Source organism: Pseudomonas sp. NyZ480 (assembly GCF_029537255.1).
GTDB classification, from domain to species: domain Bacteria; phylum Pseudomonadota; class Gammaproteobacteria; order Pseudomonadales; family Pseudomonadaceae; genus Aquipseudomonas; species Aquipseudomonas taiwanensis.
Genome location: NZ_CP120626.1, coordinates 172,226 through 192,067, shown reverse-complemented (window position 1 = coordinate 192,067; position 19,842 = coordinate 172,226). Strand labels below are relative to the sequence as shown.

The 19,842-nt window shown below is 59.9% G+C and carries 14 protein-coding genes and 1 pseudogene; 5 read left to right on the top strand and 10 right to left on the bottom strand.

Annotated features, from left to right (window positions below):
* Positions 1–45: 45 nt before the first annotated feature.
* Together P3R38_RS00815 and P3R38_RS00810 are read right to left on the bottom strand one after the other, a co-directional pair.
* Positions 46–2,088, bottom strand: coding sequence for a hypothetical protein (locus P3R38_RS00815; RefSeq protein WP_277686732.1), 2,043 nt, complete (start codon positions 2,086–2,088; stop codon positions 46–48).
* Entirely contained in the window at positions 2,078–3,196 is a 1,119-nt protein-coding gene (locus tag P3R38_RS00810; RefSeq protein WP_277686731.1) for a site-specific integrase, read from the bottom strand. The genes P3R38_RS00815 and P3R38_RS00810 overlap by 11 nt, the downstream gene beginning before the upstream one ends.
* 368 nt (positions 3,197–3,564) lie before the next feature.
* On the opposite strand from P3R38_RS00810, the pseudogene P3R38_RS00805 reads away from it, so the two are divergent.
* Both P3R38_RS00805 and P3R38_RS00800 read left to right on the top strand, forming a co-directional pair.
* A pseudogene (locus P3R38_RS00805) lies at positions 3,565–4,695 on the top strand (YifB family Mg chelatase-like AAA ATPase); the annotation flags it as partial.
* A 145-nt stretch (positions 4,696–4,840) separates the two neighbouring features.
* Complete coding sequence (locus P3R38_RS00800) at positions 4,841–5,095, top strand: DUF2790 domain-containing protein (RefSeq protein ID WP_023378097.1); 255 nt, start codon at positions 4,841–4,843, stop codon at positions 5,093–5,095.
* 47 nt (positions 5,096–5,142) lie between these two features.
* Here P3R38_RS00800 and P3R38_RS00795 read toward each other — a convergent pair whose 3' ends face one another.
* Entirely contained in the window at positions 5,143–5,514 is a 372-nt protein-coding gene (locus P3R38_RS00795) for a response regulator (RefSeq protein WP_023378096.1), read from the bottom strand.
* A complete protein-coding gene (locus P3R38_RS00790) occupies positions 5,511–6,503 on the bottom strand; it encodes a response regulator (RefSeq protein WP_023378095.1) in 993 nt (330 codons plus the stop codon). The genes P3R38_RS00795 and P3R38_RS00790 overlap by 4 nt, the downstream gene beginning before the upstream one ends.
* A 244-nt stretch (positions 6,504–6,747) precedes the next feature.
* Here P3R38_RS00790 and P3R38_RS00785 point away from each other — a divergent pair, with 244 nt between their 5' ends.
* Positions 6,748–11,844, top strand: a complete 5,097-nt coding sequence (locus P3R38_RS00785) for an ATP-binding sensor histidine kinase (protein WP_277686730.1) — start codon at positions 6,748–6,750, stop codon at positions 11,842–11,844.
* Positions 11,845–11,872: 28 nt separating this feature from the next.
* Here the strand turns inward: P3R38_RS00785 and ycaC are convergent, their stop codons facing one another.
* Entirely contained in the window at positions 11,873–12,499 is a 627-nt protein-coding gene (ycaC, locus tag P3R38_RS00780; RefSeq protein WP_023378093.1) for an isochorismate family cysteine hydrolase YcaC, read from the bottom strand.
* Between the two features lie 74 nt (positions 12,500–12,573).
* Positions 12,574–12,939 (bottom strand): AraC family transcriptional regulator, encoded by a 366-nt coding sequence (locus P3R38_RS00775; RefSeq protein ID WP_023378092.1) that lies wholly within the window; start codon positions 12,937–12,939, stop codon positions 12,574–12,576.
* A gap of 178 nt (positions 12,940–13,117) precedes the next feature.
* Between P3R38_RS00775 and P3R38_RS00770 the strand changes: the two genes are divergently transcribed.
* Together P3R38_RS00770 and P3R38_RS00765 are read left to right on the top strand one after the other, a co-directional pair.
* The gene (locus P3R38_RS00770) at positions 13,118–14,092 is read left to right on the top strand and encodes a GlxA family transcriptional regulator (protein WP_104882309.1); all 975 of its coding nucleotides are present in this window, start codon (positions 13,118–13,120) and stop codon (positions 14,090–14,092) included.
* Positions 14,093–14,213: 121 nt separating this feature from the next.
* A complete protein-coding gene (locus tag P3R38_RS00765) occupies positions 14,214–16,001 on the top strand; it encodes a monovalent cation:proton antiporter-2 (CPA2) family protein (protein ID WP_277686729.1) in 1,788 nt (595 codons plus the stop codon).
* An 80-nt stretch (positions 16,002–16,081) separates the two neighbouring features.
* Here the strand turns inward: P3R38_RS00765 and P3R38_RS00760 are convergent, their stop codons facing one another.
* From P3R38_RS00760 to P3R38_RS00745, 4 genes are read right to left on the bottom strand one after another with little or no spacing between them, the layout of a single operon-like run.
* Positions 16,082–16,945 carry an ABC transporter permease gene (locus P3R38_RS00760; protein WP_277686728.1) on the bottom strand — a complete coding sequence of 288 codons (864 nt, stop codon included), beginning with the start codon at positions 16,943–16,945 and terminating at the stop codon, positions 16,082–16,084.
* A gap of 13 nt (positions 16,946–16,958) precedes the next feature.
* Positions 16,959–17,822 carry an ABC transporter ATP-binding protein gene (locus P3R38_RS00755; RefSeq protein ID WP_104883075.1) on the bottom strand — a complete coding sequence of 288 codons (864 nt, stop codon included), beginning with the start codon at positions 17,820–17,822 and terminating at the stop codon, positions 16,959–16,961.
* A 6-nt stretch (positions 17,823–17,828) separates the two neighbouring features.
* A complete protein-coding gene (locus P3R38_RS00750) occupies positions 17,829–18,848 on the bottom strand; it encodes an ABC transporter substrate-binding protein (RefSeq protein WP_023378087.1) in 1,020 nt (339 codons plus the stop codon).
* Positions 18,849–18,866: 18 nt separating this feature from the next.
* Positions 18,867–19,766 (bottom strand): TauD/TfdA family dioxygenase, encoded by a 900-nt coding sequence (locus tag P3R38_RS00745; RefSeq protein ID WP_023378086.1) that lies wholly within the window; start codon positions 19,764–19,766, stop codon positions 18,867–18,869.
* Positions 19,767–19,842: the final 76 nt, after the last annotated feature.

Genomic DNA, 19,842 nt, shown 5'->3' with positions numbered 1-19,842 from the left:
GGGCGAAAACTCTCTGCCTTAATTGAAGCCAATTGGGCTCCTGCACTAGGGAATCTGCTTATCTTGCTCATATTTATCAATATCCCAGGCTTCGATAGGGGAACGGCGTGCGTCAGTGGCTATGCGCTGAACCACATCTTCAGGATATCTTGGAAAAATATATGTTTCCCAAAAGTACCTTTTTTCACTAACTGCTTGAGAATATTCCGCATCATTGATATCACCCGCACGTAACAAATGATCATGAAACGCGATAAAACACATATACTTCTTGATATCTTCGAGGGTAATAATAAGGTTCTGACAACCCAAGCAAACCTCATGACCACTGGTACAAATCACGCCGATTTTTTGCCCGTGCTGAGGCGAATTCAACTGGTCCCTACAGTGATTCAAGACGCACTCGGATGTGATCATCGACCCTGACGATTTATCCAGCGCGTTGAATTCGCCTGTCAGCAATCCTAGAAACATTGCATCCTGGTGGATTCCGCGCCTAGTGCGAAGAACGGGGTCTTCAACGCGCCTAATATATTCAGCCGTTGTGGACATTTTAGTATGCCCTAACAACTGATTTAAGTAATTAAGATCCTCAGTTCTCACGTACTCGTGCCAGGCTAGCGTCGGCCTGAGTAGACCTGCATGAATACTCATAGGCTTTTCATTACGATCACGCAAGTCGTGCTTGCGTGAGAATTCTTGCAAGCCCCGTTTGAAGGCGCTATTTTGTAATGGCAGGGTTCTCTTGTGTCTGTTTGCATTCCCAATCCACAATTCAACCTGACCAGGTTCACGGATGCTTTCGGTAATCTGGATAACGCGTTTAATTATCGACACCGGCCACTTATCATTACCCAAACCAGAAGGAATGGTGGCACCACGTTTGGATGAACGAAACTTCTCCCAATTAATGAAAAACTTTTCGTTATCCGTAGGGTCTTGGCTCAGACAGTAAATCGTCAACCTCTGGATCGTGGATGGATTCAGCCCCGTACGGATTAATAGCATCAAGTAATACGGAATTAGATCCGATGCTCCTATCCACTTCCCAACACCCAGCGAATTAAAAAATTGCTTGATACGGCCATTGAAATTATCTGAGATGGCCCGAAGAAATTTGTATGTTTTTTTATTAACATCCTTACGAGTCAGGGGACGGCAATCGAGATGATTTTCCCAATACCATTCTAAATACTCTTTTTTTGCCCAGGGCGTTCTATATTTAATAGGCGACGGCGCGCCAAGATAGCGCGGTTCGTACGCTTTTCCTGCGCCAATTTCGTCATAGAATTTTTCCAGCAATGCAACCGACCCGCGCCCTTCTGGCGACATACCACTAAGAAAATCTTGCCCTTGTGCTTTACCGCGCAAAAAAGCAGTGTTTACTCTCTGGAAGCCACAGTTATTCTCCCACCACCAAATCCTATGTTCTTTACTCTGCCAAATGGAATGTCTCCCCCTGACATTCTGTGGAGCCACATCATCCAAAGGAGGTGGGAATCCGATCCACTTCGGCTGATAAGCTCGCTCTAGTTTCGCTGCACTCTCGCGCACGCCCAGCACCGCGGCTTTCAAAATAGCTTTCAGCTCATGTTCATCATAACCCTGAGATGTCATTACCTGGCTTGACGCTTTAGGGAATGAATTCTTTTGAACAACAAATTCGCTAGAGACCTTAGGATGACGGCTCATTTCCTTGAAAGTTGTAGTTAGGCTGCGATACGTATTAGCTGCAGTAGGGTAACTCTGTCCAGATTGCGTCTTTAACCAATGCGAAAATTCAACCAACGTGGCATCACTTAGCTCTTCAGGCAAAGTAATGTTTGAAACCGCCAAAAACTTAAAAAAACAACTTGCTCGCTCTACTACTGCCACCCTGGATGTATGCCCTAGTGAGTCTCGACGTCTATACAGTGCCCAGACAAAAACCTCGCAGATACGGCGGCACTCGCGAGCATATTTCTTGGAGTTAAAATCGTAGCTGTATTCCCTACCGGTATTTTTACAAACGGCTGAAAATCTGAGTTCCTCCTGGACCACTGCCTCAGCGCGCTTGATAAATCCCAGTGTTTTATACTTATCCGACAAAGCCACTGCCTCCTATGAGTCGATCTATCTCGGCTTGGAAAGCACTGTAGGTACCGGCATACGATACGAGCATTGCAGTATGAACGTAGAATCTGCGGGTTGTGTTCTCGCTGGCATGGCCCATAAGATTTGCAAGACTGGGCAAATCCTTATTTAGCAGATAATGATATGTTCCGAATGTGTGCCTGAGAGAGTGCGGGGTTGACTTAATGCCAAGCCTCTTGCTGATTAGGGCGAATTGTTTTTCCATCCAGTTACGAGTAACAGCGTTTCCTTCAATACTCAAAAATAAAAAGCCCACTGAATCGGGCCTTACAAGCACCGACTCACATATCTTCTCGCGAGTAAAATCCACATACTCCCAAAGCTTCAAGAGTAGCGAATTCGGAATTAAAACGCATCGGGCTTTCATACCCTTCCCGACGACCCTAGCTGGAGTAAAATACCCACGAGCATTCACCTCAGGAAGATCTTTTAGTGGGAAATTGATAACCTCAGAAACTCTAAGCCCAACCTGGAGCATCAAGGAAGCCATCAGCTTGTTTCGGAACCTAATTCCGGCATCAACTGTGCTGTCACAATCCGCCAAATATTCGACAAACTTGATTGCTTCGCTCAATTGCAAGAATCGAACTGGCTCTTCGAGCTTTTTCGCCGGGTGTCCTCTCATAAGGTATTTCTTACGCGAAGAGCGGTATGAATTTTCCACATCGCTATCTTTGAGGTCTGCGCAGTGACCATTTTTTAAGGCCCATCTTAAGAATCGATACGCCCCACCAACACGAGCGTTCACCGTATTCCAACTTAGAGGACAACCAGTCCGACGGCGATATGTACACAGAGCGTCCACGTACGCATCAAAGTAAACTTCGGTCATATCCTCGACGTCCAGCCCAGAGCCTTCAAGCCAACTTGATAACTCTTTGAGATGCTCCGCCAATGTATTCAAACTCTTTGGCAACATTCGCCTAGAACAATTCCGCAGATATCTGTTGGCTGACGAAAAAGGCTGCATATCACTCAGAAAGAGCTGGGGGACGGAATGAGGGATTTCAGATATTGTTGGATTTAACGAACTGGTGAAATCAACGTTCAGAAGAGTAGTCATGAGTACCCACCTCAGATAGTGGATCTCAGGATAGCCATATATGCAAATTAAGCCAGTAGTGGGTTTTCCAATACAGGCCTCTTACAGCTACATGTTATGTATTGAATCGCACCTACAGCACATATCTATAAACACCGCGTTGTGTCTCTCCACTTCAAGCTCTCTATCTAAAGACTTTCAGGCGTGCCCCGCACACTCACTAATGCGACCTTCCCTATAACTAGCAAAGCTCACATATATTAAGAGCCCCTGGCCAACTATCTGATATTTATCAGAAAAAATAATCGGTATTCAAAATACTATCTGCATGCGACCATAAAACTAATAACCCGCTACATAAATCATGTGCAGAGTCCAGGTCCGACTAACAGGGGATACTGCCGGCCGCCCTGGCAGCGCGCGAAGCAGGTCGGGCCTTGGTGGTCCCGCAGGAAAACGCTGAAGAAGCCAGTCTGGCGGGTGGCCTGGTGGTCTACGCAGTGGGGCACCTTCTAGAGTTGGTCGCCCACCTCAACGGCCAGGTGGTGTTGCCGCCATATGCCGCCAATGGCCTGCTGCTGCAAAGTCGGCCCTACCCCGACTTGAGCGAAGTACAAGGCCAGGTCGCGGCCAAACGGGCACTGCTGCTGGCAGCCGCTGGCGCGCACAACCTGCTGTTCACCGGGCCACCCGGTACCGGCAAGACCTTGCTGGCCAGTCGCTTGCCAGGGCTGCTGCCGCCGCTGGACGAGCACGAAGCCCTGGAGGTCGCGGCTATCCAGTCGATCAGTGGGCACACGCCCCTGAAAAGCTGGCCGCAGCGTCCGTTCCGCCACCCCCATCACTCAGCATCCGGGCCTGCGCTGGTAGGCGGCGGTAGCCGGCCGCAACCCGGCGAAATCACGCTGGCGCACCATGGTGTGTTGTTTCTCGATGAGTTGCCAGAGTTCGAGCGACGGGTGCTTGAGGTTCTGCGTGAACCCTTGGAGTCCGGCGAGATCGTCATCGCCCGTGCCAAGGACAAAGTGCGCTTCCCTGCCCGTTTCCAACTGGTAGCGGCGATGAACCCCTGCCCTTGTGGCTACCTCGGCGATCCCTCAGGCCGCTGCCGCTGCAGCACAGAGCAGATCCAGCGCTACCGCAACAAACTGTCAGGCCCGTTGCTCGACCGCATCGACCTGCACCTGACTGTGGCGCGCGAAGCCACCACACTCGACAACCACCCCTGTGGCGACACCAGCGCCAAGGTCGCCCGTGTCGTGGCTGAGGCCCGCGAACGGCAGCAGCGCCGCCAGGGCTGCGCGAATGCCTTCCTCGACCTCGATGGCTTGCGCCGTCACTGCGAGCTCACTGCAGCTGACCAGGCCTGGCTGGAAAGCGCCTGCGAACGGCTGACCCTGTCGCTACGGGCTGCGCACCGCCTACTCAAGGTCGCGCGGACGCTGGCTGACCTGGACAGAACCGACTCGATAGCCAGGGCTCATTTGGCCGAAGCCCTCCAGTATCGCCCTGGCACCTGACTCATCGACGTGTGCAGATTCGCCGATGGGCGAAGTCAATGCAGGCCATAGTGGTATTTTATTTTGCGCGCTAATTAATTGAGCGCAATATTAACTCCAGACAGCAAGCAGTCGTCACCCACCTCACTGAACCTGGAGAACGATCATGACCCTCAGCAAAGCACTCACCGCCGCCACCTTCGCCTTGGTCACCAGCACCGGCGCTTTCGCCCAGTCCGTCGAAGCCACGCCCTACCATTACGGCATGGCGCTGGATATTGCCCAGGTGATCGCCGTGCAAACGCCAGCCAACGCTCAAGGCCACACCACTACCGCCACCCTGACCTACCGCGACAGCAATGGCCAAGTCCGCTCCTTGAGCTACAGCCAACCCAACACCAACCTGGCCAACCAGAATTGAGGCGACGCGCACGGACAGGCCGCTTGGGCGGCCTGGCTCGTGAACGTTCAACGCACGTTCAAGGCCAACGCAGCCTCGACCGCCTTCAGCAGTACGTCTTCATTGAAGGGTTTGCCCAGGCAGGCTACCGCGCCATTGCGCTGGGAAGCTTCCAAGGCCGCATCATCCCAATGCGCCGACATGCAGATCACGGGCAGCTGCCAACCCAACCGGGCCAGCTCGCCCTGGACCTGCAAACCTGTCAGTCCAGGCATTCTCAAGTCCAGCAAGGCACACCCCGCCCCACGCGCCTGGGGCGAAGCCAGCAGCTGCGCACCCGACCCGAACAGCAAGGTGTCGAAGCCGGCCGAACGCAACAGGTTGGCCAGGCTTCTGCGCACGAAAGCATCGTCATCGACGATGCATACCGTTGCGCTCATGCAACGCCCTGGTCTTCAAGGCGGGGGCCGGCATCGATGACATGGTGCATGGCGACCAGCTCGACCAGCGAGCGCGACTGCATCTTGTTCATGATGTTCTTCTTGTGAACCTTGGTCGTCACTTCACTGGTACCGATGGTCTTGGCGATCTGTTTGTGCGTCAGCCCCCCTACCACCAGCGAGAACACTTGCCGCTCGCGCTGGGTCAGGCGCCGGTACTTTTCCCGGACCTGACGCGTATCCCACCATTTGCGCCCCTGCGCCAAGGCGCGCGCACGTACCGACCCCAGCAGCGTCAGCAGCTCGTACTCATCGAACGGCTTGGTGAGAAATTCAACAGCACCCGCACGCATGGCCTGAACGGTCATAGGGATGGTGCCGTAACCGGTCATGAACACGACCGGCCAGGGAACATCGAGCCTGCGCAGCGCCTGCTGCACGTCCAGGCCGCTGGCAGCCGGCAGGTTCATGTCCAGCAACAGGCAGGCGTAGGGTGTGTCGCAGGGTTGTTCGAGCAGTTCCTCCGCCGAGGCGTACAACCGATGAGGAATATTCTCGGCACGGAACAGCCGGCCCAGGGCCGTGCGTACCGACGGGTCGTCATCGACCACCAGCACCATCACGGCTTCGATGTCGTCCTGCGGCGGCCCAGCAGTGGCTGAAAGCGGCGATCTGCCTGGCGCCAACGCAGCCACATCGCTGGACACTTGCGCCGCCAGCCGGTAACCCCTGCGGGGAACGGTCTGGATCAGGCCCCGGTCACCAAAGGCTTTGCGCAGCAGCGAAATCTGCACCTGCAGGTTGTTGTCTTCCACCACTGTGCCGGCCCAGACCTGGCTGAACAGCTCGTCCTTGCACACCACCCGGCCGTTGGCCCGGATCAGCGTCGCCAGCACCTCGAACGCACGCCCACCCAAGGGCAGCGGTTTGCCGTCCAGAAACACTTCCCGCCGCTCCAGCGACACCTGGGCATTGCCTATACGGATCATGATCTTTTCGAATCTCGCGAGTCCGGGCGGTTGCGCAGCCCCGTGCAATCTAGGCCAGCATCCACATTCATACAATTATCCCGAGGGATAGGTTGGCCTTTGGACTATACAAGCCAGCGCCGCCACCCTGGGGCCGATTACGGTCAAGATGGTTCCCGATCCTGCCAAACCGGCCAGCCAGAGCGTGCGGGGCATTCGCGCTGCGTATACTCGCGCCCTTGGATGTCGCTAGCAGGGGTGCTTTATGCTCGATGAACGCCTTGCCTACAGGCCCATCGATTATGACCAGTCGATCGACGACGGCTGGCTGGGCCGCTGCGACATCACGCCTTTGGGGCAGGAAGGCGACCTGACCTACTTCCGTCTGCGCGACAGTGCGACGGGACAGGCCTGGGTAGCGATTCGCGCGGCCCTCGCAGCCCCTGCCGCCTGCCGGCGCCTCGAACGCAACTACCGCCTTCAGCTGGACCCGCAATGGGCTGTACTTCCCTCAGCCTTCGTCCGCTCCGCAGAAGGCCCGTTGCTGATCTATCCGGCAGGTCGCTCGATCAATGACCTTGCGGAGCTTGGCCCGATCACGCTATCGACGTTCCTCGACGTGGCGACCAACGCCGCCACGGCCTTGGCTCAGGCCCACGAGCGCAACGTGCTGCACGGTGCCCTGCAACCTCAGCATGTGTTCGTCCAGCACGACCTGGGCGTGAAGATCGGCGGCTTCCATGCCGATCCACCGGAGCTGGTCGGCGAACAGCAGACACCGGTAGGCAGTTGGGCTTACCTCGCCCCAGAGCAGGTCTGCCCCCATGGCAGCGTCAGCGACCGGCGCAGCGACATCTATGCCTTGGGCGCAATCCTCTACCAGCTGCTGCTGGGCGAACTGCCTCTGCTAGGCCGTGACATGTCGCACTGGCGCCAACTGCATGCTGGCGTGCAGCCCAGAACGGCCTGCGAAGTCGACGCCAAGGTGCCACGGGCACTTAGCCAAGTGCTGAACAAGGCGCTGGCCAAGGAACCCGATGCCCGCTACCAGAGTGCACGGGCGCTGGCGATCGACCTTGCCCATTGCCGCCGACATTACCCAGCCAAAGAGCCCCTCGATCACTTCACGCCTGGCTGCGCCGAACCGATATCACCCACCCGCGAGCGACTTCATGGACGCACGGCCGAGCTGAAAACCATCGGCCTACTGTTCAGGGCCCTGCGCCGGGACAGCAAGCCCCAAGTGCTGTTCGTCAACGGTGCCACCGGCATGGGCAAGTCCAGCCTGGTCCATGCCGCACTGAAGACTTACGCCGAGGGGTATTGGGCATCTGGCAAGTGCACCTGCCTGGAACAAGGCGCGCCTTATGCGCCGTGGCTGGACATACTGGGTTCGTTGGCCACGCAGCTGCTGGCCAAGAACAGCGAAGACCTGGCTTCCTTGCGACACAAGATCCTGCGTCGCCTCAAGGGACGCGGACGGCTGCTGGGCAAGCTCGCCCCTGACCTGCAATTGATCATCGGGCCCATGGCGGAATTGCCGGAAAAACCCACCCGCCTTGCGATGCAGAAAGAGCTGCGGGCGGTGGTCGAGTTTCTAGGGGTGTTCAGCCGGCCCGGCCAGCCTTTGGTGCTGTTTTTCGATGATGCGCAGTGGGCCGATAGCGCAACCCTGCACCTTTTAGCAGAACTGCTCGCGCAGCCGCCCGACGGCCTGTTGTTGATCCTCGCCCGGCGCAACGATCCAGCACCCGCCCATGCCCTACCGACTCGCCCCGAGGAAGTGCGCATCACGACCATCGAGCTACGCCCGATCTCCGTTGCGGCGGTGTCGGATCTGATCGGCGAGCGCTACCATGTGCCGCCCGAAGAGGCGATACAGGTCGCACGACTGGTGCACGCCAAGACCGCCGGCAACCCGTTCTTCATCAACCAGATCCTGCAGGTCATGGTCGAAGATGGCCTGCTCACCTTCGACACCCAGACCATGCGCTGGACGTGGTCCTTACAGGCCGTGTCGCAGCATCGCTACGCCGACAACGTCGCCGACCTGATGGTCGATCGCCTGACACGCCTGCCGGTTGCCCAACGCGATGTGCTGCGCCTTGCCAGTGCTGCAGGCGGCCGTTGCGACGAGCGCTTGCTTGAAAAGACGCTGCCTTGCGGCGTACCCCGTCTCGGTGAACGGCTAAAGGCACTGGTCGACGCGGGCTTTCTGCTGCCCAGCCAGAAAGGCCTGTGCTTCGCCCATGACCGGGTCATGCAAGCTGCCTACGAACTGACCCCAGAGTGCGAACGAGCTGCGCAACATGCACGTATCGCCAAGGCCATGCGCGAGGTTTGGCAGGACGACCTGCACAATGCCGTGCTCGATATCGCCAACCAGGTGCAACGCGCCAGCCTGCAGGCCTTCGAAGCAGATGAATACTCAACGTTCCTGACGATGCTGGAGGACGCCGCGCTTCGGGCCCGCGATGACGCCTCATACGCGCAAGCCGCCAGCTACCTGGCAGCCGGTGAAGCCCTGCTGAGGCAAGGCTGCGAATCAGCAACGTACAGGGCCAAGGCCTTCACCTTCGCCGCCCTGGCGGCGGAGTGCGACATGCTGATGTCGCGCATGCCCGAAGCCGAAGCACACATCGCCCAATGCCGACAACGCGCCAGCACACCCCTGCTGCACGCCCGCGCCTACCGGCTGGAGGCACGGTTGCACACTTTGCGTTCCGACTATGAAACCGCCATCGATGCAGCCCTGACAGGCCTTGGTCTGCTGGGTATCTCGCTGGCACGCGGCAACGATAGGCACATGGTCGAGAGCGAATATGCACGGATACGCGGCCTGATCGAGCAGCAAGGTCGCCACTGCCTCGAATCGCTGCCCAAGGCCGAAGCCGAGCACGCGATCGTCGCGATAGAACTGCTGGCGACGCTCTCTTCGTCGTTCTTCGTGGAGGATGACCTGTGCTGCCTGCACCTGGCCAAGATCATGGAGCTGACCCTGGCATATGGCGTGGCCCCTGGCAGCACTTATGGGCTGGCCTGGTTCGGGGTCATGAATGCCGAACGCTTCGCCGCCTATCATGATGGGCACGCCTACTGCCTGGCCGCGCTCAAGTTGATCGAGCGACAGGGGTTCGAGGCCGACCTGACCAGCGCCCTGCTCGCGCTGGACCAAGTCAGTGCCTGGACCGCCCCGATGGAGTTCGCCCGACGCACCGCACTCGAAGCCATCGATTCGGCGCGCCTGAGCGGCGACCTGGCCATGGCCTGCTATGCCTGCAACCACCTGGTGTCGGATTCGCTGTTCATGGGCCACCATCTGCAAACAGTCGCTGCCGAGGTAGAACAGGGCCTCGACACCGTGCGCCGTTACGGCTATCGGGATATCGAACGCATCCTCCTGGCGCAACAACACTTCGTTGCCAACATGAGCACTGCCGAACCTTGCCGCAGTGGCTTGACGTCAGGCACGACAGCGACCCTCACGCACGAACTCGGCACCTCCAGAACGACGCGGTTCTTCCAGGCGCTGTTCAACGGTATGTCCGCGTTCTACCTGGGCGATATATGCCAGGCGATCGTAAGCCTGGACGAAGCCGGAACACATGCCTGGGCTGCCCCGGCGCATATCAACCTGGCCGACTACCAGCTGTTTCGCGGTCTGGCGCTGGGCAGCCCAGAAGCGCCTGGCACACCCGAGATGAAACGCAAGACCTTGGGCGAACTGCGCGAGCGCTTCGCGCAATGGGCCGAGTTCAACCCCATCACGTTCCGTAACAAGCTGTTGTTGATCGAAGGCGTCATCGCCAAGCTTAACGGTGACGGCCTGGCAGCCATACGCTGCTTCGACCAGGCCCAGATCGCCGCCACTGCCGCCGGCTTCATTCACGAACAGGCGCTCGCCCACGAACAGTTGGCCGAAGTGTGCATCCCCAGCGGCCTGATCTCCGGTGCCAACCTGCACCTGCGACTTGCACGCGACTGCTTCCACATTTGGGGTGCGACAGGCAAGGTCCGCCAGTTGGAGACCTTACACCCATTCCTGCGAACTCAACCGGTGCAGGAAACCTACCGCGCCTCCAGCCAGGCCCGGCTGGACCTGGAAGTGGGCATCGAAGCCGCGCGAGCGCTGTCCGAAGAAGTGCTGCTCGAAGGGCTGATCGAAACCCTGATGGGCCACCTGACCCAGCATTCCGGTGCCGACCATGGTGCCCTGCTGATCGTCAGCGGTGCCGAGTTCCAGATGGCAGCACTGTCCTATATCGACGACGCGGGCCTGCATGTCCGGCTGGATGACTGCCAGACGTTCAGGACCCAGGCGCCACTGTCGATCATCAATGCCACCATGCGTACCAAGAAGCCCTTGACGCTCAACGACGCAGCGAACGATTGCCCGGAAGCCTTTCGCCCGGAGCTTCAGGCCCGCGGCGCGCGATCCGTGCTGTGCCTGCCCCTGGTGATCCAGGGCGTGCTGATCGGCCTGGTCTACCTGGAAAACCGTCTGGTGCCCAACCTGTTCGGCAGCCAGCGTCTGGCCATGCTGGAAATCCTCGCCTCACAGGCGGCGGTGTCGCTGCAGACCGCCAAGTTCTATACACGCCTGGCCGAGGACAATCAGGCCCGCGCCCAGATGGAAGCCGAACTGCGTCGGTCGCGCGCCGAACTGGCCCGCAGCGCGCACCTGCAGGTGATGAACGAACTGTCGGCGTCCATTGCCCACGAAATCAGCCAACCGCTGCTGGGCATAGCCTCCAACGCCGCGGCCAGCCTTCGTTGGCTCAAGCGCGGTGAGCCTGACCTGGCCGAAGCCATCGCCGGCCTGGAAGACATCCGTGCTGACAGCGAGCGGGCCGCGAACATCGTCCAGGCGTTGCGCTCGTTGGCCAAACAGTCACCGATGCAGCGCAAGGCCATGAATCTCGATGAGCTAGTCGTTGAAGTGGTCCGCCTGACCTCCGCCGATGCCCTCAAGTGTGGGGTGCAGGTGAGTACCCAATTGCACGCGGCAGTGAGCGTCATGGCAGATCCGGTGCAGTTGCAACAATTGGTGTACAACCTGATCACCAATGCCCTGGAAGCCCTGGCGGGTTACCGCAGTGACGGCGTGCTACGCATTGTCTCGACAGTGGTGGGCGATACGGTGGAAATCTGCGTGGATGACAACGGCCCAGGCATAGCGCCAGAAGAACGGGAGCGTGTGTTCGGGGCTTTCTACACGTCCAAGTCGGGTGGATTGGGCATGGGGCTGGCGATCTGCAATTCAGTGGTGCAGGCCCACGGCGGGCGCTTGCAAGCTTTGGTGTCGGAGCTGGGGGGATGCCGGATCAGATTCAGCGTACCGATCCAGCCTCCCCTCGCGTAGCCACCGGCTAGCCGGCGACTGGGTAAGGTCAGCGGGCGCTCAGGGCCGCATAGCTGTTCATCAGGTTGCGGTAGTTGGGAATACGCTGCGACAGCAGGTTACCCAGGCCTTCGATATCGTTGCGCCAGTCACGGTGCAGCTCACAGGCCACCGAGAACCAGTTCATCATCTGCGCGCCCGCCTCGGTCATGCGTACCCAAGCAGCCTGCTGCACGGTTTCGTTGAAGGTGCCCGAGGCGTCGGTCACCACGAACACCTCGAAGCCCTCGGCCAGCGCCGACAGGGTCGGGAACGCCACGCAGACGTCAGTCACTACACCCGCGATGATCAGTTGCTTGCGGCCGGTCGCCTTGATCGCCTTGACGAAGTCTTCGTTGTCCCAGGCATTGATCTGCCCCGGACGTGCGATGTAGGGAGCATCCGGGAACATTTCCTTGAGCTCTGGCACCAGCGGGCCGTTAGGGCCTTGCTCGAAGCTGGTGGTGAGGATGGTTGGCAAGCCGAAGAACTTGGCCAGATCGCCCAGGGCCAGCACATTGTTCTTGAACTCGTTGGGGGAAAAATCCTGCACCAGCGAGATCAGGCCGGTCTGGTGGTCGACCAGCAGTACGACTGCGTCGTCTTTGTTCAGGCGCTTGTAGTCTGGTTGGCTCATGAGTGTGACTCCTTGGGTTGGGTGAACGGGGCCGGTACTGTCCCTATGTGGCTATACCGACGGATACTTTCGGCTTAAGGATGTGCGCCGAGGGGCTCGGCCTTGGCTGCCTGGCGCCAGGCTTTGGGCGGTTGTCCGACCAGACGGCTGAATGCACGGGTGAAGTGGGCCTGATCGCAAAAACCGCACTCCAGGCTCACATGGGTGATCGGCGCCTCGGTGGCCAGCAGGCGCTTGGCCTTTTCCATCCGCGCCAGCAAACGCCATGCCTGGGGCGAGAGACCCGTGGTGACCTTGAAGGCGCGCGAGAAGTGACTGCGGGTGAGGTTGCACACCCCGGCAATCTCGATGATCGACAACGAGCTGCGCAGCATCAGCTCCTTGGCCTGATGCAGGCGGGCGGGGGTCAGGGCGCCGGGAGGGCAAGGGTCCGGGTGCATGGCGACTCTCCTGTTCAATGGAGAAAGTCTCGCGCCCGGAGCATGACAAAGTCCTGAGCCGAACCTTAATAGTTCTTAAACCTGCACTACTGGCCCTCCCTGCCAGACCGATAACCTAAGATGAGTTTCGTGTTCAGTAGTCGGCCCCTGAACGGGCCCGTATCAAGGCGAGAAAGGCATGCAGGAAAATCGTGCTCACCGCACCGTGGCCATGGTGTTGTTCAATGATGTGCTGTTGCTGGATGTCACCGGCCCGCTGGATGCCTTTGCCATCGCCAACCGGTTCTTACCGGAGGATCGACACTATCGCTTGATCACGGTGGCCGAAGGGCACGCCGCGATTCGCGGATCCTGTGGGTTGAAGGCCCTGGCCGATGCACCCCTCGAAGACTTGCCCGAGGCGGTCGACCTGCTGCTGGTGCCGGGTGGACCGGGGGCCTACGATGTCGCCTTGCCCGCACTGGAGCGCTGGTTACCCCAGGCGGCGCGTAGCGCCAGACGGTTCGGTGCCATCTGCACGGGCGTCTTCCTGCTGGGGCGTGCCGGGTTGCTGGACGGTTATCGATGCACGACTCACTGGAACTACGTAGAGCGCCTGGCCCGGGCCTTTCCTGAAGCGAAAGTGGAAACCGAGCAGATCTACGTCATCGACCGCAATTTGATCACTTCCGGCGGCATCACCGCGGGTATCGACCTGGCATTGGCCGTGGTGGCGGAAGACCACGGCAAGTCGCTTGCCCTGGAGGTGGCGAAGGTGTTGCTGGTAGCCCGCCATCGCCAGGGCGGGCAGACGCCGTATGGGCCGCTGTTGGCAGCTGTACCTCGGGACGACACCCCCATCGCCCGCGCTCAGGCCTACATCGTCGACCATATCGAGCAACCCTTCACGGTGCAGAAAATGGCTGAGCGGGTGGCCATGAGCAGCCGCAACTTCGCCCGTGCTTTCCAGCGCGAAGTCGGCATCACACCCATGCAGTACCTGCAGAATGCCCGTATAGACCGGGCGCGCAAGCTGCTGGAAGAGAGCGACCTGCCATTGAAAGTCGTGGCGGCACAATGCGGATTCAGCAGCGACCGGCACATGCGCAAAGTATTTTGCGAGCGAATCGGCATGACGCCGGCGCAGTATCGGGCGCAGTTTGGCGGGCATTGATTGTCTTCCATGATGGGACAATCTGTCCCCTCGCCGCGGGATTGTCGTACCCGGCCACAGTCCGCAAAATGCGTATTCATCCTGTACCTCGCTGCCCAGGCAGCTCATGGAGTCCGAGCCTATGCCACATGAAAGCAGCCTGCTGCAAACCGCCGTCATCTTCCTGCTCGCCGCCGTTGTCGCCGTGCCCTTGGCCAAGCGCCTGCAACTGGGCGCCGTCATTGGTTACCTGCTGGCCGGCGTGGCCATCGGCCCGCAGGCGTTGGGCCTGATTCGCGACACCGAAAGCGTCGCCCACATCTCGGAACTGGGAGTCGTCCTGCTGCTGTTCATCATCGGCCTGGAACTGTCACCTCGGCGCCTTTGGCTGATGCGCAAATCGGTGTTCGGCGTTGGTACTGCACAGGTGCTGCTGACCGGCGCGGTCATCGGTGCCATTGCCTTGTATGGCTTCGACCAGTCATTGCCCGCCGCCGTGGTGCTGGGCCTGGGCCTTGCGTTGTCGTCTACCGCCCTGGGCCTGCAGAGCCTGGCCGAAAGCAAGCAACTCAATGCCCCCCATGGCCGCCTGGCGTTCGCCATCCTGCTGTTCCAGGACATTGCCGCCATCCCGTTGATTGCCTTGGTACCGCTGTTGGCCGCGAGCGGCCCTGACACCAGCCACGGCGACAGTCTGGAACATGGCCTCAAGGTTTTTGCCAGTATCGCCGTGGTGATCGTCGGTGGTCGTTACCTGCTGCGTCCGGTGTTCCGCACAGTGGCCCGTACCGGACTGCCGGAAGTGTCCACCGCCACGGCGCTGCTGGTGGTCATCGGCACCGCCTGGCTGATGGAGCAAGCCGGTATTTCCATGGCCTTGGGCGCCTTCCTTGCCGGCCTGCTGCTGGCTGACTCGGAGTACCGCCACGAGCTGGAATCGCAGATCGAACCGTTCAAAGGGCTGCTGCTGGGCTTGTTCTTCATCAGCGTGGGCATGGGCGCTAACCTGCGCCTGCTGCTGGACATGCCGCTGGTACTGCTGGGCCTGACACTGTTGCTGGTGGCAGTGAAGCTGGTGCTGTTGATTGGGGTGGGACGTTTGGCCGGTGGCCTGAACAGCGCCAGCGCCCTGCGCCTGGGCATGGTCCTGGCGGCGGGTGGCGAGTTTGCCTTCGTGGTGTTCAAGCTCGGCAAGGACCAGGGCTTGTTCGATGCCCAGACTTACGACCTGCTGCTGATGACCATCACCCTGTCGATGGCCATCACGCCGCTGCTGATGCTCGGTTGCGCTCGGGCACTGAAACGCCCGCAGCCACCGCGTGAAGTGCCGGAGCAGTACAAGTCCATCGATGCTGGTACGCCACGCGTGGTGATTGTCGGCATGGGCCGCATGGGGCAGATCGTGTCGCGTATCCTGCGGGCCCAGAAGATCCCATTCATTGCCCTGGAAACGTCGGTGGACGCCATCGAAATGACGCACATGTTCGAGCAGGCTCCGGTGTTCTACGGCGACCCACTGCGTCCTGAAGTGCTGCACGCGGCCAAGGTCGGCGAAGCGGAGTACTTCGTGATCACCACAGATGATCCGGAAATCACCACTCGCACGGCGGAACGCGTGAAGCGTCTGTACCCCCACCTGAAGGTGCTGGCACGCGCACGCAACCGTCAGCATGTGCACAAGCTGGTGGACGTGGGTGCCGAACCGATTCGCGAGACGTTCTACTCGAGCCTGGAAATGTCACGCCGCGCTCTGGTTGGGTTGGGCTTGAGCGAAGAGCAGGCCACTGACCGCATCGAACGATTCACCCAGCATGATGAAGAAGTGCTGGTTGCTCAGGGACAGGTGCGCGATGACCGGGCAAAAGTCATGCAGACCGCCAAGGAGGCGCGCATGGAGCTGGAGCGGTTGTTCGACTCCGATGCGGATTGAGCGCCTTTAGGCCAAAGCCAGTCGCGCCAAGGGAGGGGGCTCCCGCCGCGCGGCTTGGCAAAGGTCGTTTGCACCGTCATCTACCGCTGCATTCCCCATCGCCGCACCGTCAGCCGCTCCAAGGTGTTGAACACCAACCCTTCCACCAGCAAGCCGATCAGGATCACCACGGCCAAGCCTGCGAACACCTTGTCGGTGTAAAGCTCGTTGCGGTTCTGGAAGATGTACCAGCCTAAGCCGCCCTTGCCGCTGCTGGCGCCGAACACCAGTTCCGCCGCGATCAAGGTACGCCAGGCAAACGCCCAGCCGATCTTCAGCCCCGACAGAATCGACGGCAACGCTGCCGGCACCAGAATGTGCAACACCAGGCGCAGTCCCTTGAGGCCGTAGTTGCGCCCGGCCATGCGCAAGGTGTCCGATACCCCGAGGAACCCTGCATAGGTATTGAGCGCCAGCGCCCAAAGGACCGAGTGCACCAACACGAAGATCAAGCTGTTGTCCCCCAGACCGAACCACAGCAAGGCCAAGGGCAGCAGGGCGATGGCCGGCAATGGGTTGAACATCGAGGTGAGGGTGCCGAGCAAGTCGCGTCCGAGCTGGGTCGATACCGCCAGGCTGGTCAGCCCGAACGCCAGGACGATGCCGAGCACGTAGCCCTTGAGCAACACCACCAGCGACACGCCGACCTTGGCTGGCAGTTCACCACTGAACATGCCGTCCCAGAGCGCTGTTGCAGTTTGCAAAAAGCTCGGCAACAACAGGTCATTGCCCTGGTAGCGGGCGATGGCTTCCCACAGGGCGGCGATGGCGATCAGGATCACCGCCTTGCGCAACCCGCCCAGTTGCCAAAGGCGCTGGGCCAGTGGCAGTCGACGTTCAAGAGGCACACTGAGCAGCGGCTCCAGCGGCACCTCGTATTCCTGGCGTACAGGTGTAGTGGTCATGGCTGAGCTCCTGTCAGTAGGCGATGCGAATATCGTTGAAGCCGAGGTCGGCCGCCTGCTCGGGTGCGTCCGCCTCGTCGAACAGCAGACGATGGATACGCCGGGCGCTGGCCTGGAAATCGGCAGCCCCCAGGCTGCCAAGGTCGTACTGATGGCTGTGCACTTGCGCCCTCACCCGCCCTGGGTGCGGCGACAACAGCAGAATGCGGTTACCCACCACCAACGCCTCTTCGATGGAGTGGGTGACGAACAACAGGGTGAAACGCACCTCTTCCCAAAGCAGCAGCAGTTCTTCCTGCATCTTGCGACGGGTCAGTGCATCGAGCGCGGCGAAAGGCTCGTCCATCAGCAGGATCTTGGGCTGGGTGGCCAGTGCCCGGGCAATGGCCACCCGCGCCTTCATGCCACCCGACAGGGTATGCGGGTAGGCATCGGCGAATGCCGCCAGGCCAACCTTGTTCAAATAGTGCAGGGCGCGCTCCTGGGCCTCGGCGCGCTTGAGCTGACCAGACACCAGCAGCGGGAACATCACATTCTGCTTCACCGTCTTCCACGGCGGCAGTTGGTCGAATTCCTGGAATACCACGATGCGGTCGGGGCCGGGGCCCTTGACCGGCTGGCCCTGCAACAGGATCTGCCCTTCCTGGGGCTCGATGAAGCCGGCCACGGCCTTGAGCAAGGTGGACTTGCCGCAACCAGACGGGCCGAGCAGAACGAATCGGTCGGCGTGATCGACTTCGAAGCTGACCTGGTGGGTAGCCCGCACCACGCGCTGCGCCGTGCGGTATTCGAGACTGAGATTATTCACCTGCAGCAAGGCGGGTGCGTCGACACGGCTCAGGTTGCTGGCCGTGTGGCCTGGCAATGGGGCGGTCATGATCGATCAGCTCCCCTGCAGCGGGCGTTCATCCTGGAAGAAGTAGTCCTTCCACGACTCCGGCTTGTTCTTGATGGCACCGACGCGGTAGAGGAAATCCGCCAGCTTGTAGGTGTTCTTCGGCGTAACGGTGAATTCGTATTGCGGGTTGTCGATGAGCTTGATCAGCGCGTCACGGTCGATCTTGGCCTTGGTCACGCGGATGTAGGTATCGGCCGCGGCGGCCTTGTTCTTCTGGGCGAAGTCCGCCGCCTCGGCCAGCGCGTCGACGAAGGCCTTGTAGGTTTTGGGGTTGTCCTTGCGGAATTTCTCGGTGGCGAACAGCAAGGTCGGCGAATTTGGCCCTAGCAAGTCGTAGCTGTTGAGCACTACATGCACGTTCTTGTTGGCCAACACCTGGTCCTGGAACGGCGGGTTGGAGAAGTGTCCATTGAGTTCCGTGCCACCCGCCAACAGGGCTGCGGTGGCATCCGGGTGCGGAACGGCCAGGGTGTACTTGTCCAGGCGGTTGTATTCCTTGTCACCCCACTGCTGCGCGGCAGCGTACTGCAGGAAGCGTGACTGCACCGAAACACCCACGGCCGGCACCGCGATGCGGTCCTTCTCGGAAAGGTCGGCGATGGTCTTCACATTAGGATTGCTGCTGACCAGGTAGTACGGGAAGTTGCCTAGCGAAGCCACGGCCTTGACGTTCTGCCGGCCCTTGGTGCGGTCCCAGACAGTGAGCAGCGGGCCGACACCGGCACCAGCGATGTCAACCGAGCCAGACAGCAACGCGTCGTTGATCGCGGCGCCACCGGAAAGCTGGGCCCAGTCGACTTCGATGTCGATGCCCTGCTCCTTGCCGTGCTTCTCGATCAGGTGCTGGTCGCGCACCACATTCAACAGCAGATAGACGATGCCGAACTGCTCGGCGATGCGGATCTTGCCTTCGGCCTGGGCTACCGCGGGTGCGGCGAGGCTGCCGATGACCAGGCTTGCGCCCAGGCCGATGCTCGCCGCCAGGCGGCTGATGGATTTGCGCATGATGTGGTTCCTCAGTCGTCAGAACGGGGCATCGCCCTGGATGGTGGTGCGGTACAGCTTGCGCCGCAGGTGTGCGGGGCAGCCGGTGGCTAGGTGGATCAGCGAGCGGTTGTCCCAGAACACCAAGTCATGGGGCTGCCACTGATGGCGGTAGATGTTTTGCTCAAGCACGCTCAAGGCGTAGAGCTGCTGCAGCACGTCACGGCTTTCGTCCTCTGGCAGGCCGACGATACGGGTGGTGAACCCCTCGCTGACGAACAGTGCCTTGCGCCCGTTTTCCGGGTGCGTACGCACCACCGGATGGATGACCTCCTGTACTTGAGCCAGTTGTTCGGCGGTCAGGGTCGGACGCCAGTTGCCTTCGAACTTGGTCTCGGCGTAGCGCGCGGTATAGGAGTGTGCAGCGCTGCGGCCCTCGACCACCTTGCGCAGGGCTTCGGGCACCGCGTCCCAGGCCTTGTGCATGTCAGCGAACAACGTGTCGCCCCCTTCGCTGGGCAGCTCCTGGGCATGGAGCATCGAGCCGAGGCTGGGGAGTTCCTTGTACGAGAGGTCCGAGTGCCAGAACTTGCCAGCATCACCCAGGCCTATGTTGCGACCTTCCTCGACGATGTTGGACACGATCAGGATTTCCGGGTGGCCCGCCAACAGGAACTGCTTGAGCACATGAATCTGCAGCTCGCCGAAGCGGCGGCTGAAGACGATTTGTTGTTCGGGGCTGATCCGTTGCTCCCGGAACACCAGCACATGGTGGTCAAGGTGGGCACGGTGAATGCGCTGGAAATCTTCGGCGTTGACTGGTTTGGCCAAGTCCAGGCCGATGATCTCGGCCCCCACGGCACCGGAGAATGGACGGATTTCGAAGAATTGCGGCTGGGCGCTGTCGATGGACGACAAGGCGTTCGAGGCGGCTGACATGTTTCACTCCCACGCAGTGCGCGACTTCAGGGCGCGCGACGATCAGAAACGCACGGGGTTTTCCCGTGTGGGTTCA

What these genes read in the sequence shown, in the direction of transcription:
- P3R38_RS00810 (WP_277686731.1), bottom strand. Translation starts at nt 3,196, where the DNA reads ATGACTACTCTTCTGAACGTTGATTTCACCAGTTCGTTAAATCCAACA.
- P3R38_RS00745 (WP_023378086.1), bottom strand. Translation starts at nt 19,766, where the DNA reads ATGTCAGCCGCCTCGAACGCCTTGTCGTCCATCGACAGCGCCCAGCCG.
- P3R38_RS00760 (WP_277686728.1), bottom strand. Translation starts at nt 16,945, where the DNA reads ATGACCACTACACCTGTACGCCAGGAATACGAGGTGCCGCTGGAGCCG.
- P3R38_RS00800 (WP_023378097.1), top strand. Translation starts at nt 4,841, where the DNA reads ATGACCCTCAGCAAAGCACTCACCGCCGCCACCTTCGCCTTGGTCACC.
- P3R38_RS00785 (WP_277686730.1), top strand. Translation starts at nt 6,748, where the DNA reads ATGCTCGATGAACGCCTTGCCTACAGGCCCATCGATTATGACCAGTCG.
- P3R38_RS00770 (WP_104882309.1), top strand. Translation starts at nt 13,118, where the DNA reads ATGCAGGAAAATCGTGCTCACCGCACCGTGGCCATGGTGTTGTTCAAT.
- P3R38_RS00765 (WP_277686729.1), top strand. Translation starts at nt 14,214, where the DNA reads ATGCCACATGAAAGCAGCCTGCTGCAAACCGCCGTCATCTTCCTGCTC.
- P3R38_RS00795 (WP_023378096.1), bottom strand. Translation starts at nt 5,514, where the DNA reads ATGAGCGCAACGGTATGCATCGTCGATGACGATGCTTTCGTGCGCAGA.
- P3R38_RS00790 (WP_023378095.1), bottom strand. Translation starts at nt 6,503, where the DNA reads ATGATCCGTATAGGCAATGCCCAGGTGTCGCTGGAGCGGCGGGAAGTG.
- P3R38_RS00755 (WP_104883075.1), bottom strand. Translation starts at nt 17,822, where the DNA reads ATGACCGCCCCATTGCCAGGCCACACGGCCAGCAACCTGAGCCGTGTC.
- P3R38_RS00750 (WP_023378087.1), bottom strand. Translation starts at nt 18,848, where the DNA reads ATGCGCAAATCCATCAGCCGCCTGGCGGCGAGCATCGGCCTGGGCGCA.
- ycaC (WP_023378093.1), bottom strand. Translation starts at nt 12,499, where the DNA reads ATGAGCCAACCAGACTACAAGCGCCTGAACAAAGACGACGCAGTCGTA.
- P3R38_RS00775 (WP_023378092.1), bottom strand. Translation starts at nt 12,939, where the DNA reads ATGCACCCGGACCCTTGCCCTCCCGGCGCCCTGACCCCCGCCCGCCTG.